At 43.3% G+C, this 17,282-nt stretch carries 13 protein-coding genes and 1 pseudogene; 5 read left to right on the top strand and 9 right to left on the bottom strand.

The window, feature by feature from the left end; genetic code table 11:
* Position 1: 1 nt before the first annotated feature.
* Complete coding sequence (locus B9Z54_RS22775) at positions 2 to 760, bottom strand: transporter substrate-binding domain-containing protein (RefSeq protein WP_113930630.1); 759 nt, start codon at positions 758 to 760, stop codon at positions 2 to 4.
* A 357-nt stretch (positions 761 to 1,117) separates the two neighbouring features.
* On the opposite strand from B9Z54_RS22775, the gene B9Z54_RS22770 reads away from it, so the two are divergent.
* Together B9Z54_RS22770 and B9Z54_RS22765 are read left to right on the top strand one after the other, a co-directional pair.
* Positions 1,118 to 1,435 carry a hypothetical protein gene (locus tag B9Z54_RS22770; protein ID WP_113930629.1) on the top strand — a complete coding sequence of 106 codons (318 nt, stop codon included), beginning with the start codon at positions 1,118 to 1,120 and terminating at the stop codon, positions 1,433 to 1,435.
* Between the two features lie 270 nt (positions 1,436 to 1,705).
* On the top strand, positions 1,706 to 3,364 hold the full coding sequence (locus tag B9Z54_RS22765; RefSeq protein ID WP_113930628.1) for a M4 family metallopeptidase: 1,659 nt from the start codon (positions 1,706 to 1,708) through the stop codon (positions 3,362 to 3,364).
* 106 nt (positions 3,365 to 3,470) lie between these two features.
* Here the strand turns inward: B9Z54_RS22765 and B9Z54_RS22760 are convergent, their stop codons facing one another.
* The 4 genes from B9Z54_RS22760 to B9Z54_RS22745 form a co-directional block, all read right to left on the bottom strand.
* Positions 3,471 to 3,899, bottom strand: a complete 429-nt coding sequence (locus B9Z54_RS22760) for a hypothetical protein (protein WP_113930627.1) — start codon at positions 3,897 to 3,899, stop codon at positions 3,471 to 3,473.
* 61 nt (positions 3,900 to 3,960) lie between these two features.
* A complete protein-coding gene (locus B9Z54_RS22755) occupies positions 3,961 to 4,830 on the bottom strand; it encodes a hypothetical protein (RefSeq protein WP_113930626.1) in 870 nt (289 codons plus the stop codon).
* Positions 4,820 to 5,554, bottom strand: a complete 735-nt coding sequence (locus tag B9Z54_RS22750) for a hypothetical protein (protein ID WP_113930625.1) — start codon at positions 5,552 to 5,554, stop codon at positions 4,820 to 4,822. The genes B9Z54_RS22755 and B9Z54_RS22750 overlap by 11 nt, the downstream gene beginning before the upstream one ends.
* A gap of 177 nt (positions 5,555 to 5,731) precedes the next feature.
* Entirely contained in the window at positions 5,732 to 6,838 is a 1,107-nt protein-coding gene (locus B9Z54_RS22745; protein WP_113930624.1) for an acyltransferase family protein, read from the bottom strand.
* Between the two features lie 427 nt (positions 6,839 to 7,265).
* On the opposite strand from B9Z54_RS22745, the gene B9Z54_RS22740 reads away from it, so the two are divergent.
* Both B9Z54_RS22740 and B9Z54_RS22735 read left to right on the top strand, forming a co-directional pair.
* Positions 7,266 to 8,315, top strand: coding sequence for an IS1595 family transposase (locus tag B9Z54_RS22740; protein WP_113930829.1), 1,050 nt, complete (start codon positions 7,266 to 7,268; stop codon positions 8,313 to 8,315).
* 15 nt (positions 8,316 to 8,330) lie between these two features.
* Complete coding sequence (locus B9Z54_RS22735; protein ID WP_113930623.1) at positions 8,331 to 8,528, top strand: hypothetical protein; 198 nt, start codon at positions 8,331 to 8,333, stop codon at positions 8,526 to 8,528.
* Between the two features lie 318 nt (positions 8,529 to 8,846).
* Here B9Z54_RS22735 and B9Z54_RS22730 read toward each other — a convergent pair.
* From B9Z54_RS22730 to B9Z54_RS22715, 4 genes and pseudogenes are all read right to left on the bottom strand, one after another.
* Positions 8,847 to 11,864 (bottom strand): annotated as a pseudogene (locus B9Z54_RS22730) (pullulanase); the annotation flags it as partial.
* Positions 11,865 to 11,879: 15 nt separating this feature from the next.
* Entirely contained in the window at positions 11,880 to 14,402 is a 2,523-nt protein-coding gene (locus tag B9Z54_RS25970) for an alpha-amylase family glycosyl hydrolase (protein WP_240190067.1), read from the bottom strand.
* 541 nt (positions 14,403 to 14,943) lie between these two features.
* Complete coding sequence (locus B9Z54_RS25375; RefSeq protein ID WP_187444528.1) at positions 14,944 to 15,102, bottom strand: hypothetical protein; 159 nt, start codon at positions 15,100 to 15,102, stop codon at positions 14,944 to 14,946.
* Positions 15,103 to 15,211: 109 nt separating this feature from the next.
* Complete coding sequence (locus B9Z54_RS22715; protein ID WP_113930621.1) at positions 15,212 to 16,291, bottom strand: plasmid pRiA4b ORF-3 family protein; 1,080 nt, start codon at positions 16,289 to 16,291, stop codon at positions 15,212 to 15,214.
* Between the two features lie 182 nt (positions 16,292 to 16,473).
* Between B9Z54_RS22715 and B9Z54_RS22710 the strand changes: the two genes are divergently transcribed.
* Entirely contained in the window at positions 16,474 to 17,268 is a 795-nt protein-coding gene (locus B9Z54_RS22710; RefSeq protein WP_113930620.1) for a transporter substrate-binding domain-containing protein, read from the top strand.
* Positions 17,269 to 17,282 lie beyond the last annotated feature (14 nt).

Raw genomic sequence — 17,282 nt, 5'->3', positions numbered from 1 at the left:
TTTATTCATCCTTCAGCCATTTCTCTTCAAGCTTCTCCAACTCGCCGTTTTCTTTCATTTCTTCGATTACTTCAGAAAAGTCTTCTGCCAGTTCGCTTCCTTTTGGAAAGGCGATGGCCATCCCGGGAGACACGGAACTTTCATCATCAAAGCCTTTCAGACCTACCTCTTCGATATACCCCTCAGCTACTGTTTTATCAAGGTAAATGGCATCAATTCGTTTCGATTTCAACTCCTGAATCAAAGCGGGTACCTTATCCAATGCCTTTACTTCTATATCAATAGTACCTGCTAATTTTTTCGCTGCTTCATCCTGGATTGTTCCGAGTTGAACGCCAATTTTTGTGCCATCTAAATCATCCATGCTCTCAATCTCTGACTCTGGCAAAGTGATGAACATTTCTCCTGAGCGGTGATATTCAACCGAAAAATCGACATTCTCTTTTCGCTTATCTGTCGCGGACATCCCGGAAGCCACAAAGTCCACCGTATCAGCCTGAAGCGCCCCGATCAGTCCGTCAAAATTCATATCCTTGATTTCAAGTTCATAGCCAAGTTCTTCTGTAATATGCTTAGCAAGATCAATATCAAAACCGACAATCTCTCCATCAGTATCATGCGTTTCAAATGGAGGGAAGTCTGCCGATGTCCCCATCACGATCTTCTCTTTCCCTTCTCCGCTCGTTTCCTCCGAAGTACCGCAAGCAGCCAGTGAACCGGCCATTACAACCGCCATCAAACCTGTCATTAGTTTTTTCATATTGCTTGATCCCCCTAAAAATAAAATTAATATTTATTCAATAAAATGTATTTTAACACATTTTTATATTTATGCAACGTTATTTATAAATATTTATTAACATGAACCCCCTTTGTATATTTATGTGGTAATCCTTTTGGTATTCTTTAGTCTTCAAAAGTTCTTAAATGCCAAGCACTCGGAGATATGGAGCTTGCTTTACAGACGAGTAGAAAATTTCATCATAGTCACTGTTGACCTAATAGTAAAACAATTTTTCCCTGACACATCTGCTCCATTCTGGCAATAGAGACTTCTCTTTCCTGCTGTCTGTTATGGTATAATGGATTAAATTGTAAATAAAGGAGGTTAGCCATCATGTCTGCATCGCGTATTATGAAATGGGTAACAGGAGCATTTGAAGCACTCTTGGGGGTTCCTATTTTAGGAGCTGCCATCGTTCTGGGATTTCTATGGACACCATTAGCAATTATGTTGATATTACATATTATTACTCTTGTATTAACAAAGAGAGATGAAGGAGCTTACACAGGAAGTATATTAGGAATTGTGACTTCCTGTATTGCCTGGATTCCTTTTGTGGGAATGATTATGCATATTATCACTGCCATTTTCCTCATGATTGATGCTTCAAAGACTGATCGACGTTCAAACGAATTTCGAACAGTCGCTTAATACTCCATCAAGAATGGAAAATTTTATAAAATCAGCCAAGAATACTTAGTAAAACAAGAACCCTGGTGGACATCAAACCACAGGGTTCTTTTTATTATTTTGACGCTTTAATGTAATAAAGGACTTTCTATCTATTTCGACAATCGAAATGACACAGAAAACTCTACTATTGTCACTATTTTGTATAATTGTAAGATAATTCAAACTAATCATGTAATTGTCTATCAACTCTTCTATACTTGTACTAACTTGAATATAGGAGGAATTTGATTGAAGAAAAAAGTTTTTGCCCCTATTCTCATCACAACTGCCCTTATCTCTGCTTCCCTTCCTTACAGCAACGTCCTTGCTGTGCAGCCTGAAACACAGGCAGAAAGCAGCTCAGTAAAGAAATGGAATGAAAATGCCAACGTACCGCTCTTTGTGAAGGAAAAACAAGCCGCCAAACGTTCTGCTGTATCGTCTGCAGATGCCCTCAACTTCCTCAATGAGAATAAAACAAGACTCAGCATGAAAAAACCTCATACAAACCTAAAGTTGAAAAAGAAAGAAAAAGATGAACTGGGCATGACCCATTTCCGCTACAGCCAGACGAAAAATGGAGTCCCTGTTGAAGGAGCAGAGGTGCTTGTCCACTATAATGAAAAAAATGAAATTACATCAGTGAACGGCGCACTCAACAAAGAGATTGATGAAAGCAGTTTTGATACCACTCCAGTTGTTTCAGTAAAAACTGCCCTTGAAACAGCAAAAGCTTCCGTAGACGCTCCCGCCACCTTAGACCAGCTGCCTTCTTCTGATCTGGTAATCTATCCGTTCGAAGGAGAAAACCATCTCGCCCATAAAGTGAACATCAATTTCCTAGGAGATGAACCGGGTAACTGGTATGTATTTGTCAACGCTAAAACTGGAAAAGTCATCGATCAATACAACGCCATCATGCACGCGGAAGAGATCAAAACCCAAAATGGAGTAGGACTCGGAGTATGGGGAGAACAACGCAAATTACACATTTCAAGAAGCAAGCCAAAGCATGGTGGAACTGTTTTTAACCTGGCTGATTACAGTCACGAAGGATTAGAGGGGATCATTACATATGATTACTCAAAAGGATATTTAGAGGTGTTCCATGGAAAAGACGCATCCTTTAAGGATGACTTTGACAGAGCGGCGGTGGATGCCCACTATAATTCTGAACAAGTGTACGAGTACTACCTGCATGAACATGACCGCAATTCTCTTGATGATAACGGTATGCCGATTCAATCGGTCGTCCATTACGGGGAAAACTATAATAACGCTTTTTGGAATGGAACCTATATGGTCTACGGGGATGGAGATGGCGAATTCATGGTACCTCTGTCCGCAGGGCTTGATGTAGCGGCTCACGAAATGGCACACGGAGTAACATCCAACTCGGCCGGACTCGTTTACCGCTTCCAATCAGGTGCATTGAATGAGGCCTTCTCGGATATCTTCGGAGCTTTAATTGACGATTCTGATTGGGAAATGGGGGAAGACATCATGGCTCCTGCAGCGAGAGAAGATGGCAGGGATGCCCTTAGAAGCTTGAGCGATCCAAGCAGATTCCCAGTCGGTGCTGACTATGTTCCATACGGAAATGGTGACGGCATGTACCCTTCCCATATGGATGAATATTACGATCTGCCTGGTGACTTGGACAACGGCGGAGTGCACATCAACTCTTCGATTATTAACCATGCCGCTTATTTGACGGCCCAGGACATCGGCAGAGAAAAGCTCGGTAAAATCTACTACCGCGCGCTTACTGTCTATCTGACACCTGACTCAGACTTCAGCCATGCCAGGGAATCCATTATACAGTCAGCTATCGACATTTATGGAGAAGGAAGTCCTGAAGTTGCAGCCGCTGCCGGTGGATTTGATTCGGTGGGGATTACAGAATAATAAAATTTCATAGTTAAAAGGAGCATCCAAGGCAGCTGCCCTTTCCTGGATGCTTCTTTTTCATATTAAAAAAGAGCAGTCACAAACCGCTGCCCCATTCCTCTCTTTATAGTCCCAGCTCTTTATTCACCAATACTTTAAGCGCAAGAATCTCTTCCTCACTCATTTTCTCCTCCAGCATAGCAATAATCTCAGATTGCTCTTCTAGAGTAACACCATCTGAAACCTTAGACTGAAGGTTTATCAACTCGCTGATCCCGACCTTTTTGATCACACCATTAATCGCTTCTTCTTTTGTCTGATATACCAAAGAGCTTTCATCCACATTTTCAATACCGTCTGTCAGAAACTGCTGAAGCTCTGGGTTTGCTGCTATCTGCTGTTTCACGTCCTCGAGCTGCCCAGAATTGACTGCTTCCTCATTGACATAGTCTGCTATCTTTTCAGAAGCCATATTAGTGCCGAAATGATAGACTGCATAGCCTGCTATTCCAAGAAAAATCACTGCGAAAAGCAACACCTTTAGCACTTTCATACTATCCCTCTCCCTGATTGGTTTATCTATAGTATATCTTCCTATTCAATTCACAGGAAACTCATTCCTGATTTTCTTCCTTGAGGTAGACCTTCCCCTCTGTCTCATTTAAATCAGCTGGAGAGATGGTGATGGTCCCGCCTTTTTTAATGAGCCCATCTTCTCCATACTCTGCATCGGAATTAAGGATGATGGTAAAGGAAGGCTTTTCATCAGCTCCTTTAAAAACCAGAGAGAAGATTCCCTGCTGCTCTGCCTCATCCTCACTGTAATAATGCAGTTCTCCATCTTTCGCATATAGTATCTCCCCCTGGTCAACCATAAAATAGCTATCCGGGTTATCCTTCTCATACCACTTACCCGTCAAGGCAACGAGAGCATATTGATAACTGACATAATCAGAGTCTCGGAAGTTGAACACATCCTGTTCCAAAAGACTCTCTTCCTCTGTTTTATAAGTAATAATAGCAGAATCGCCGCTGACCCATTCTACGTTGTATTCACCTTCTTGGATGGCCTTATATTCCGAACTTCCTTTTAAGACAGCTGTTTCCCTGCCGAAAAGGAATGCCAAGGGCTTTAACCTGACCGTTTCATATCTGCTATTTTCATATTCTTTGAGAATCAGCGTATGATCACCATCTTCCGGCTTGGAAACAACCACATTTATATTTCCCATATAGTAATAAAAAGTGGTATTGGAGACAAGGAGCATCAATGCTGCCGCTCTGATTGTCCAAAGGGCATATACATTCTTTGGCACTGCCAATAATAGCAGCAAGACAACCAGTATGTAGTTGTTAGCATAGAAGATCCACTCATACACAAGGTGAACATCGAAAAGACGGCCTGCGGCAAGGACCGCTGCCTGAAAACCAGCCAGCAAAACCGCGAACAATCCCAAAATGATTTTCCATCTTTTATTCTTCATCCTGTTTTTCCACCTGCAATTCAAATCGTGATAAAATTTCCACGTAAAGCTCATCGATTTCACTCACAGGGTCCCAGGTCACTCCAGAATTAACACTGCGGAAAGCAAGTGCCTCTCCTTCCGTTCCACTTCTGCTTCGGACAGCTGCAAGGTAACCCGTTCCTTGATCTTCTGAAAAGTCGATAAATAAATCATCGTAACCCTTTTCCAGGTCACGTGTTGCCGTTTTAGAAATTGTGCCGACAGACCAAGAGATTCCTTCATCATACGTTTTCATGATACTAATATTTTCAGAACCCCTCCCTCCATAGACAACCGCTGAATACCCCTTCGATACAAAGATATTACTTTCAGAAATGGTTTCAAGATAGTCGCTTATCCTAGCATATCCGAGCATATCGTCATCCGGCACCTTTGCCCATTCCCCTTCACCGGAAGTGTTTAAGTACAAGGCATCCTCATAGATAATATAACTCTCATCCGTATCCACGGGCAGAGAAGTCGTACCCGAACCTTTCACAGAGTGGGAAATGAGCTTGTCCACATCCTGTGAGGCATCCGCATTAAAACTTTCATCCTGCTCCTCCACTGTATTCAATGGAAGAGGACGCTCGGGAACATAGGAAGTATTTAGATTTTCAACCATCGCTTCACTCACTCTGAAGGAACCAACTCCAAGAATGATACTCCCGACAATTATAAATAATATTCTTAATAGCTTCATAGAGCTTTTCACTCCATTTCCTTTCATAAACTGGAAATCTTATACCTATTCTAACCCATTCATCAGACTTAAGAAACCGCGGCCAGTACCTTCCCACTAAAAGGAACAGTCCCTCTTAACGAGTTAACGTATAAACACGTTACTCCGCTGAGAGGGACTGTTCCTGGAAGAGCTGTCTTATATGACTTGCGAGGCTCCCGTTCCTGGAATTGCCTTTTGCGTTTCTGTAATTGGCGACCCATTACTGGTAATTGTCTTTTTAAGCTTCGCTGTCAACGGCTTCTCAATAAACGAATGCACCAGGCAGCCGAAGAACGTGATGATGACCAGCAGGCTGATGCTTGTCACCACCGGCCCTGCCGCGTAATACACTCCCGTCCTGCTGAAGATTTCAGAGAAGGTATTCAGTACAAGATTGTGTGCCAGGTAAATCGAAAGCGAGGCACTTCCGAGATAATTCAGCGCGCTTGGAATCCTGATGTCCTTTTTCATATCTATCGAAGCAAGTCCGTAAATAATGAACACAGAGGCAAGCCCGGTATAAAGGTCATAATAACTGTTATCCAATACCGGGTTGAAATAGTTCAACCAAGTCAGGGGAAAACCAGCCAGTCCGATAATAATCAGGGCAGCCGAAACGAGCATCGAAGGCTGGAACCGTGTCACTGCGTATGCACAAAGCATCCCTGCCAGGAAAATCAGGTTATATTGATAGAAAAAGAAGTAGGGGATAAACTGCTCCGCCCACAAAATATTAGTAGCAAATGCTATTGAAATAATCGTCCATGTTGTCAAAAAGATTGTCGAGAAGACCTTCTTGGAAAAAAACAACACTGAAAAAATCATATAAAAATAAACTGTGTAAACCAATGACCAGGCCACATCCAACACCGGCTTCACCCCATCCACCTCTGGGATGAGCAGCAGGGAATGAACAATCGTATTGTAATTGATTTCATGGCCCACACCTAAATAAGGGAAGAAAACCAGAACCGGAATTGCAATCAACGTAAGAACAAAATAAACGGGATAAATCCGGACGAACCTGCTTTGCAAAAATCCCTTTAATTGCTTAGGCTGTCCTAACTTCTTCTGATAAATATAAAAAAGCATGAAACCGGATAAAGCAAAAAAGTAATTGACACCGCCGGAAATCGGAAGAGACGACAACCCGAGTAAATTATATTCCCAATACCCCTCCATATTCACCGAAACATGAAACAGCATCACCATAATCGGCACAAGCGCCCTCGACAGTTGAATCAAAACCAATCGTTTCCTCAATCTCTCTCACTCCTTTAAAGAATCAAAACGAGTATCGTTTATGTTGTTATCCATTATAGTACACATTTTGTTCTTTATAAAGAATTATGCCCATTTTATTTTTCGTGTCGGGAATGATTGTTTTTTATCGAATTCTACACCTTTCGAGAGTAAATTTAAGACTCAATATGATGAACTTAAGGATTCAACAATTTGCCTTATTCTAATGAAGGCTGCTTCTATTGTGCACTTTAAAGTGAACTTTATCGACGGAACCGGTAAATTTCTTTTATCGACGAAAACTCGCAGTTTATCGGCCAATCGTTAAACATCGACTCAGCCTCCCATCCACAATCTCTTTATACATTGGCTATGTTAAAGGATAATGTTGATATTTGAATTTCAAGAACATTTGTTCTATAATGAATGTATCAAATATAGGTTGGTGATGACAGTGAGAGCGACAGATATCTTAAAAGAGATACAGAAATTAAATCCGGCAGAAAAACAAAGGCTGCGGGCATTTCTTATAGATGCTCTCACTGCATCATCTTCAACAGGAAACGCTCTTCAAGAGATTTCAGAACGAAAATATAAACAGGGATACACTTGCCCTCGCTGCCAATCCAAACACGTTGTCAGATTTGGTAAATACATCACCCTTGTAGATGGTGATGAAGTAAAGAAACAACGGTATCGTTGTAAATCTTGTGCTTCAACTTTCACTGATTTAACAAACACCGCACTTTATAGAACTCGGCGTATGAATAAGTGGATAAAATTCATAGAATGTATGATTGATGGGCAGTCCCTCCGTAAGTCAGCCAAATTGGTCAAAGGGGTAACCCACGTCACACTTTTTTACTGGAGACACAAACTATTGTCAGCACTAAAGCAAATTGAAGTAGATAATTTTCAAGGTATCGTTGAAATGGACGAGACCTATTTCCTGTACTCTGAAAAAGGGCAGAAAAAAATCACAGGAAGAAAACCTCGTAAACGTGGTGGAAAAGCCAAGAAACGTGGCATCAGCAAGGAACAGGTCTGTGTATTAGTGGCAAGAGACCGGGACAAATATACAATCTCAAAAACGCTTGGCGTAGGCAGAATAAAAACAGAGCAATTAGACAAAGCGATTGGTCAAAAACTTTCATCTCAAAATGTATTATGTACAGACTCCTGGCGAGCGTTCAGAACCTACGCTGCTGACAATGGAATGACCATTTATCAGTTCAAATCAAACGGAAAGTTCCGCACAAAGGGGCTTTATCATATCCAAAACGTCAACAATTACCACAGTAGACTGAAAGGATGGATACAGCGTTTTAATGGTGTGGCGACAAAGTATCTTGATAATTATCTTGCGTGGTTCCAAGTGCTTGAGAGCATTCAACACCAACTGAACGAAGTAACAGTCAATGATATGATAATTAAAGGGAATTTAATACCAATATGTGTAACATATGATAATCTTAGGTTATCTAAGTTCAAGAAATAATAAGGGGGAAATCCAATGGGGTCGTCATCACTAATTTTTGTTTGGGTAATCTTATCTATTCTTTGGATTGTTATTTTCTTAGTGATAGTAGATAAATTTCAAAAGTCTAAAAGAAACAATGAATTGAAAAATGAAAGAAGGCTTAGTGAATTGGAGGAAGAAAACAAAAAAACCGTAACAATCAAGAATAGATATTTTGAGAGCGGATTATGATGGAGTGATTATGGGCGTGGTTTGCATTTTCTCTTGCGGCTGGGACTTTCTATGAGGCTCAACAAGTCAAGAAAGAAAAAACAACTAAAAGAAAGAATTTAGAGTTTAGAAAACGAAGTAAATGAGTAACTCAAACTTAAAATGCTTTATTGAAATCACTATAAATGAGAATTCCATACTATTGGAATTCTCATTTATTATTAAAACAACATTAAACTTTAACATAGCCTATACATTAAAAAGAGCACCTCATAAAGAGATGCCCTTTCCACAATAATCTTTCTTTCACCTGTTATCATCAGCGTTCAAAAATGACCCTCAAGGCTGAAAAGGAAAATAATTCGAGAAGTATTTGTTCCATAGATATATAAGGAAATTCTTAAAAGGAAAGCGGTGCTTATCATCACCCTTGCCCGGATTCTCTTCCTCTTCCTCAGCATCTCCAACCTTAACGACAACCGTCGTCAGAGGATCCAAAGAGATGCTGTCCGCCTTCAAATCAAATCCTGTTCTTTCGGTAACTTCCTCAACACCTGCTTCGTCTCCGTCGACAAGTACCGATGCGCCGGTCAAGTCTTCTCCTAAAGTCACTGTTCTGGCTTTAGAATCCGCGTTGATGAATACGTGATACACTTCGCCATTCGTTGCTTTTGCCTGGTAGGCGATCAGCAGATCCTGGTCACCGATTTCAGGAGCGTCCAGCAATATGACATTGGAATCGACCAGCTCTTTTGAACCGAGACGGAAGGCATCCGTTGAGCGGCGCAGCTTGATCAATCCAGATGTGTACTCTCTTGTCACGTTATTCACCGGGTACAGCTCTTCGTTCGTTGCTTTTTCCCAGTCGATTCGGTTGATGATGTCTGAAGAATCGTAGGAATCATGGATGAAATACGGATACTTGAACGGTGTTCCATTTTCGTCCGTCATGTAAGTGGACTTATAAGGATCCGTTTCTGCTTCCGCTCTCCATTGTTTGGTACGGCCGAATTCCTGGCCGGCATGGATGAATGCCGTACCCTGCGAGGTCAGTACCATCGCATTTCCGATTCGAACACGCTTATGAATCTCCACGTTATTTTCCGGGACATCCGGGTCTTTTTTAATTGATTGCGCGATGACATCATACAGCGTCAGGTTGTCATGAGCGGCGATATATTGCACCACGTCACCCGGCTGATCGGCTGTAAAATTATGAGGCTGCGCTTTGATGTTATCGAAAATCTGGTCTATATTGCGTGCGCCGCCCGTCAGGAACCTTGGCTGGCCTTCGCTTCCGAAACCGGACTTCAACTCATTGCGGAACTCATCGGAGAAGCTTCCGACCGCTTCTGTGTGCTGCATCCAATCCTGGTCGGCAGCTTGAACCGGCTCGCCTTCATCTCCTGCAAACGTTCTCCAGCCTTCCCCGATCATCACAAGATTCGGGTTCACCTTTTTCGCTTGATCAAATGCTCTCTGGATACTTTCCGCGTCGTGGTCGCCCATCATATCAAAACGGAAACCATCGACTTTGTACTCGTTGACCCAGTGCATAATGGAGTCTTCTAAAATTCTTCTGGACATTTTATGCGTCGTGCCAAGACGTCCGCCGCCAAAGCTCGTTCTCGGCGTGCCATCACCATCCATGAAGTGATAGTAATTTGGTACAAGGTCTTCAAAAATTGAAACCTGCGCGGTATGGTTGTAGACCACATCAAGGACCACACCCATGTCGCGCTTATGAATCTCTTTAATCAACTTTTTGAACTCTTTGATTCTCTTTTCCGGGTCTTCCGGTTTTTCCGAATACATGCCTGTCAAAGAGAAGTAGCTCTGCGGGTCATATCCCCAGTTGTAGTTCGTGTCGGTTGATTCGTATTCCAGCATTCTTTCATCTTTTTCAAACTCATTGCTGAAGTAGTAGCTCATCACCGGCAGCAGCTGGATATGGGTAACTCCCAGGTCTTCAATGTAATCCAATTTTTCCACGAAGGCGGAGAATGTGCCGAATTCGGATTTCAACTCATCTGCAATATTCGGATCGGACGTGAAGTCACGTACATGTGCTTCGTAGATGATTGTGTCCTCACGCTTTTCATATCCAGGAATATCAGCAAAATCAAGCTTCGGACCCACCTTTGCAACATCGACGATTGCCGCTTTCCCTACAGGGTCTCCCGATTCGCTGCTCCAGGCTGCCATGGACTGCGCATAAGGATCAAGCGCCAGTTTTGTTTCCTCACCATGAGTGACCTTGTAGTGATAGTAATAACCCTTGTGATTCGCAACGCCAGTGTTCTTTTTCGTAAGAGTTACAGACCAGACACCGCGGTCGCCTTTCTCCATCTCAACGGTTTTCACCACTTTATTCTGGTCTTTTTTATCATAAAGAACAACAGAAACGTTATCCGCCTTTGGAGACCAGACCTTCAATGTGGCGTTACCTTTCTTATGAAGTTCTGCGCCTAACTGTCCGTCATAGCCGTACATCTCATCGATCAACTTCCAGCCTGACTTCACCTCTACCGAGCGTTCCCCGTAAGTAACGGAGTATGGAAGCTTCTCGATATCAAACGTGCCGTGAAGGTGGACCTTCTCTTCCCCTTCCACTGTCACATCTGAAATGGTTACTTCATTTCCGTCTTTATCCGCAACCGAAATGTTGTTTTTCAACTCTTCGGCCGTCAATCCTTCTGTCTTGGAAAAACGAAGGGAAATCAGCTCCTCGGAAAGCACTTCTCCTGATAAAAGAGAAGCCTTGCCTGCTCCATAAGGATCCGTGTAAACCTTGTCTTCACCTTCTTTTACAAACAGTGTGTTGTACTGATCCAGCATTTCAAACGACATATCTCCCGTTTGGGCACCAGTGCTTTTGTTCACAAAAAGGAAATTGATTTGTGAAGCATTCTCTGCAAGTTCAATGTCATAATACGCACCAAACTTGCCAATTCCCGCTGCATCCGCTGCTCCATTCGGCCAGCCGTCTGACGGTGCGGCAACATCGCCCCAGTTCCAAAGGCCCCAGCCTTCATAGTCATCCTTTTCACGGTCATAGTAAATCCTCACCGTATTGTCGGGCAGGTCGGCCGGTTCGTATAAAAAGACTTCGTCAGAACCTTCCTTTATCCAGACTTCATTCAGTTCAGGAGAAGAAAGTTCAACGATTTTATCTCCGACGTCTTTATCACCATTGGTTCTGTCCAAGACGAGGAATCCGACTTCCTGGGCATCGCTGTTGATTTTCACATCAACGTACGCACCGTACTCTGTCACCCCATCAAAAGCTTTTCCGCCTGCTGGCCAGTTCTCTGTAGGAGTTTCAACGTCTCCCCATAACCATAGACCGAGATTTTCGTAGCTGTTATCTGTTCACTGATAGTGGATGCGAAGCGTATCTTCCGCAATCTCACCGGCATCTCCCGGCTCTTCTGAAGGGGCACCGCCTTCAACCGTGAACAATGCCGTTCCGCCGTCTTCCATTGCCGGCAGTGTCACTGTCGCTTTTCCGTTTTCAGAAGTCGTGTATGTTTTGTCAGAATAATGATCAGTTACGACCGCATTTCCCAACCTGAAGTCCACAGATGCTTCTTTGGCCGAGGTTGCCGTATTTAACCCGATATATACTTTTTCTTCATTATAGCTTCGTTGGAACACAAGATATTTTTCACTGTCCGAGCCCGCGATTTTACTCCGCTCGCCTTTAGCAAAAATATCCGTATGTGCGTTTCGGAAGTCCAGTACTTTTTGATAATGCGAGAGCACCTTGTTTCCTTCCGTTTCATCCCAAGGCAAATTCGGACGGTTATCATAAACCGGGTAATTATTTTTACCAGGAAGGCCGAGCTCTTCACCATAATAGATGACCGGCTGTCCTTTGGCCGTCAGCTGCAGTGAAGCACCTACCTGGTATTTACCAAGGTCGCCTTCCACTGCTTCAAGGAAACGGTCTTCGTCATGGCTGCCGAGGAACTGCCCAAGTGTTGCGTCATTGGAAATTTCACCATTACGGCTTTCCAGCTTAGACTCAACCGCAGTCAGACTGCCATTCGCAAATTCCCTCGCCAGGTTTTTAAAATCAAAGTCGAGCAGTGAATCCATCATTCCGGAATTCAGGTAACCGGAATCTTCGTCCACGTTCGCTCCCCAGACCTCACCGATCATCTTATGGTCAGGCTTTACTTTCGTTAACTCATTTTTAAATTTCATCCATGTCGTATCTTCCACATGCTTGACTGTATCGACACGGAAATAATCAATCGTATTGCCGTTCGGTGTTGTTGATTTTTCAATCCAATCAGTCTGCCATTGAACAATCTGGTCACGAACCTCAGCGTTCTCTGTCAGGAAGTCAGGCAGACCTGACAATTCGCCGCGGATCGTATCATCGCCGCCGGCACGTAGCATGCCGTCAAAGCGTGCCCGATCTTCGTCTGTCGGGAAGTTAGGAATACCCGTCGTTCCGGCATCACTTTCCTTCAATCCATAACCTGAGTGGTTCAGCACAACATCCACCATGATTTTGATTCCGCGGTTATGCGCTTCATCGATCAATTCATGGAAATCTTCCATGGAACCAAAATGAGGATTCAACTCTCCGAAATTATCCGCCCAGTACCCATGGTAAGCATAATAAGGAGTATCCGGATTCTCACTTCTGACATCATAGTCGATATTATCGACGATCGGGCTCAGCCAGATCGTGTTGATTCCAAGTTCATCAAGATACTCTAATTTTTCCGTGACTCCTTTAAAATCGCCGCCCTGATACGTGCCGCTCTTGGAAGTATCATAGCCGATTCCATAAGGATCATTGTTTGAACTGTCTCCGTCAAAAAAACGGTCCGTCAGCATGAAGTAAATGACTGATTCATCCCAATCAAAGTCCGCTTCTTCACCCGTGAAGGTACGTGCCTTCACTTCCAAGGAAGCCTCTGCTTTGTGAGTATTTCCAAATTCGTCCACCACTGTGATTGGCAGGGCCTTCACACCCGCTGTCACCTTCTGGTCAACAGCAACCGCCAGCTCCTTCAGCTGCGGATCGATGCTGACTTTTTCTTCCCCGCCGATGGCTGTCAAATCCATATACATTTCACGGATATCCGCCTCTGTGTCTGTTCCAAGATCAACAGAAACCACCGCATTTTCATTGTAGCTCACCGCTTCTGGCTGAACCGACGCTGAAACTTGGAAGTCAGCCACTTGGTATGTGACGACAGACTGCCCGTCAACCGTATTATAAGGATCTGTTACCTCGGTTGTTTCACCGTTCACAGTAACAAAATACGTGTAGAGATGCTCTCCCTGAGGAAGGTCTTGCAGTGTATAACTCCAACGCTCGTTTTCCGGCTGCGCTTCCATTTCATATCGCTGTCCCAGAATCTCCAGCTCTACCTTTTCCACCGTATCCATTGAGCCTTGTGCGTATAACTCCTTGTCACGGAAAAAGAAAGTGGCCTGGCCATCTTCAACGACTGGGCCGGACCCATCCGGCACCTTATGAAACTCCATCTCTCCGCTCTTCACATGTACCTTTGTAATCGAATCTTTTTTATTCAATGTAATAAAACGGTCACCGTCGACATCCTTTTCCGACCAGTCCGTTCCTTTTCTTACAACAAAACCGATTTCATCAACATCAGGGCTGACAGCTATATTGAAAATCGCTTTGCCGTCCTTCACTTCTGTGTAATCGATCTGGTCATCCTGAACCCCTGTACCCCAAACCCAGAGATTCCAGCCTTCATACTCCTCATCACTCCGCTCATAAGACAGGCTGACAGAACGGTCTCCCGTCTCTGCATTCGCCCCCGGTATGTATCCTGCGAACATCGAGATTACAAGAATGAATGATAAAAAGATTGCTGTCATTCTTTGAAACTGTTTCCTCCGCATCCCTTTTCCTCCTGTTTAGTTTTATTAATGAAACCGTTTGCACAAACCCACAAAAACAAATGCAGTTGTGAAACCGGTTGCGCAAATAGGCGCAAACCTCCTCATTCCAGGGCAACTACACAGACTTATCACTTTATGCAAACGCTATCATACTACTTATATATAAGGTACTATGAAAATTTTCACTAATCAATCTTTTTTGGAAAGATGGGTCTTTGGGGGTTATTCCGCTTGCCTTCTATAGGAATTTGGTCGGGGTGATGTTTCTACCTAAAAATGGTTGATGCGGTTAAAAAGATGACCCTCTAACCTTTTCTGCTAAAAGGGACTGCTTTGAACATATCTCTAATGATTTCTCTATTTCTTGACCCGCGTGAAGCTCTCTTCATCCATATTTCATACAAATTCTCTCACTCCTGATCGAAGCGAGGCACTCTTCATACCTATCTCCGCTGAGATCTCACGCTCGTGACCGAAAGTGAGGCACACACCATCACACTCCTCCCCCTGCCATCCAGTAAACCTAAAGGACAAGAACAAACTACTTCCTAAAAGCCCGCCTCTCCGCATAAGGAACACACTTGGCGCAGACCTTCACCTTCTGTCCTCTATCATTGAAATAGACTGCTGCCTGTTTCGGCTTCTGCTTACAGATGGCACATTTTGATTGCAGAGACAGCTTTTTTAATAGGTTTAACATGGTTTTTCTCCTTTCCAGGGGCTCAGCTGTTGAAACGCCGGCCCCTGTCGAATATTTTCCTTTTATCAAACGGAGTGTAGAATCATTTGCCCTCAATCAAACTCCCTGGCTACAATTTCTTCTTGAGCATCCAATTAACCTCATTTAGATTGAAAGTCTCATACCCCTGCATTTCACCCCAGCCTGTCATGTGCTCATTTTCAGGGTGATTTTTATCGCTGATAACACGTATAAACTCTTCAAAGCCCGGTACACCGCCTACGTCCTCTGGCGGTGCACTTCCTTCTCCTTCCGTGCATACTGGGTAGTTTACTTTATAATCCTGAATCACATTTTCCACCTGGATCTCATGCCGCCAATTGTCTCCGAAGTCGTAGGTGTAGAGAATGGCTGTTTCCAGACATTGAGACAGCTCAACCTCGGTTTCCATTTTCATCGGAAGTTCGCTTTCTTCATTAAAAGCATCTCTATAAGAAACAATGTTCATCAGGGGCTCCCCTTGGTCTTTCGATTTGACCATGAAATCATATAGGTGGCTGTTCTGCCAGTTAAAAGCAATTTGCAGGACATTGTGTAATTGCTTGAAATTATAGTTCGTCGGGATGGTGATCCTCCGCCAAACAGCATGATCCTCCAGCTTTAGGGTTACTTTTAACTGGGCTGCTTCTGAATGAAAAACAGGTTGTCCCGCCATTTCCTCCAAGCTTCTATACAGTTCCTCATTCGGATTTATATATTTACCCTTCCCAACCCCAGCCAGCATGGAGCTGATCTTCATACTCACATCAACTTGAGCAATAGATTCCTCATCAATCAAATCGGTCATGAAGTAAACATCTTCACAAGCCCTGTTCATTCTAGCTACAGATTTTCTGTCTTTGGTTTTAGTAAAAGCTGCTTCGCCTGATTGTTGTATGAACTGCTCAATGATCTCCGGCTTAACCCCTTCTGCCTTAAAAATCTCACGAATCGATTCCATAAGCAGACCGCTGAGATTTTTCAGGTCCTTTGCTTTCACGCCGTAAAGCACGATTGAATATCTCGTGTGATCGTTCACCAGGACAATCGTCTTCTTGCGTCCGAGCTTAATAATATTTGCATGCCAGGAAAACAGTGGATTTTCTTCAAAAGATTCCTCGGCACTGACCTTCAGGTCATCCAGCAGTTTCTTTGTACATTGAATCAGCATTAGAACACTCCTCCACTATTTACTCCATTTTCTCTATTTCCCATTTTAACATTAATAGCTTTTTCATGAGATTCTTTGAGCGCGTTAAAGAGTTAAAGAAAGCATATCCTTTGAACTACACTGTAAACTTTTGTTAACATTGTAATAGTACAGAATTATCTAAAAATACTTGGAGGGATTAGATGAAAAAAATAAAAATAGTGAGCTTTTTGATGGCTTTGATGCTGGTTCTTGCCGCGTGCGGAACGAACAACTCAGCAAATAACGGCGGGGATGAAGGCGGATCCGGGGATGACGGAGGCACTACATACACTGTGGGTACGGATACGACTTATCCTCCGTTCGAATTTGAAGAAGGCGGCGATTATAAAGGAATTGATATTGATCTTATCAACGCTATTGCCGAAGAAGAAGGCTTTTCAATTGAATTGAAACCGATGGATTTTGGCGGAATCATCCCGGCACTGCAGGCAGATCAGCTTGATGTGGCGATTGCAGGAATGAGTATCACTGATGAACGGAAAGAGAAAGTGGATTTCTCCGATCCATATTTTGATGCCGGATTGACTCTTGTTGTTTCAGAAGATAACAACGACATTACATCTGTTGAAGATTTAGAAGGTAAAACTGTCGCCGTTAAAAATGGTACAACAGGCGCCGATAAGGCTGAAGAATTGAAAGAGGAAGTCGGCATAGCCGAAGTCCGCCAATTCAATGACAGTCCGTCGATGTTCCAAGAAGTTGCCAATGGAAATGCCGATGTACTGATTGAGGATTACCCGGTAATCGCTTATCAGATTAAAACAAAAGATCTTGGGTTAAAAACTGTTGGAGATCGCCTGAACGGTGACCAATATGGAATCGCCATACTCAAAGGAGAGAATCAGGAACTTCTCGAAAAAATCAACAGCGGCCTTCAAAAACTGAGAGACAGCGGCGAATATGATGAAATTATAAACACATACCTGGAAGAGTAAGACTGCACAGCGCG

This window comes from Bacillus sp. P14.5, from assembly GCF_003316765.1.
Taxonomy (GTDB): Bacteria; Bacillota; Bacilli; order Bacillales; family Bacillaceae_B; genus Rossellomorea.
The sequence above is the reverse complement of the archived record's forward strand: the minus strand, read 5'-3'. Positions and strand labels throughout refer to the sequence as shown.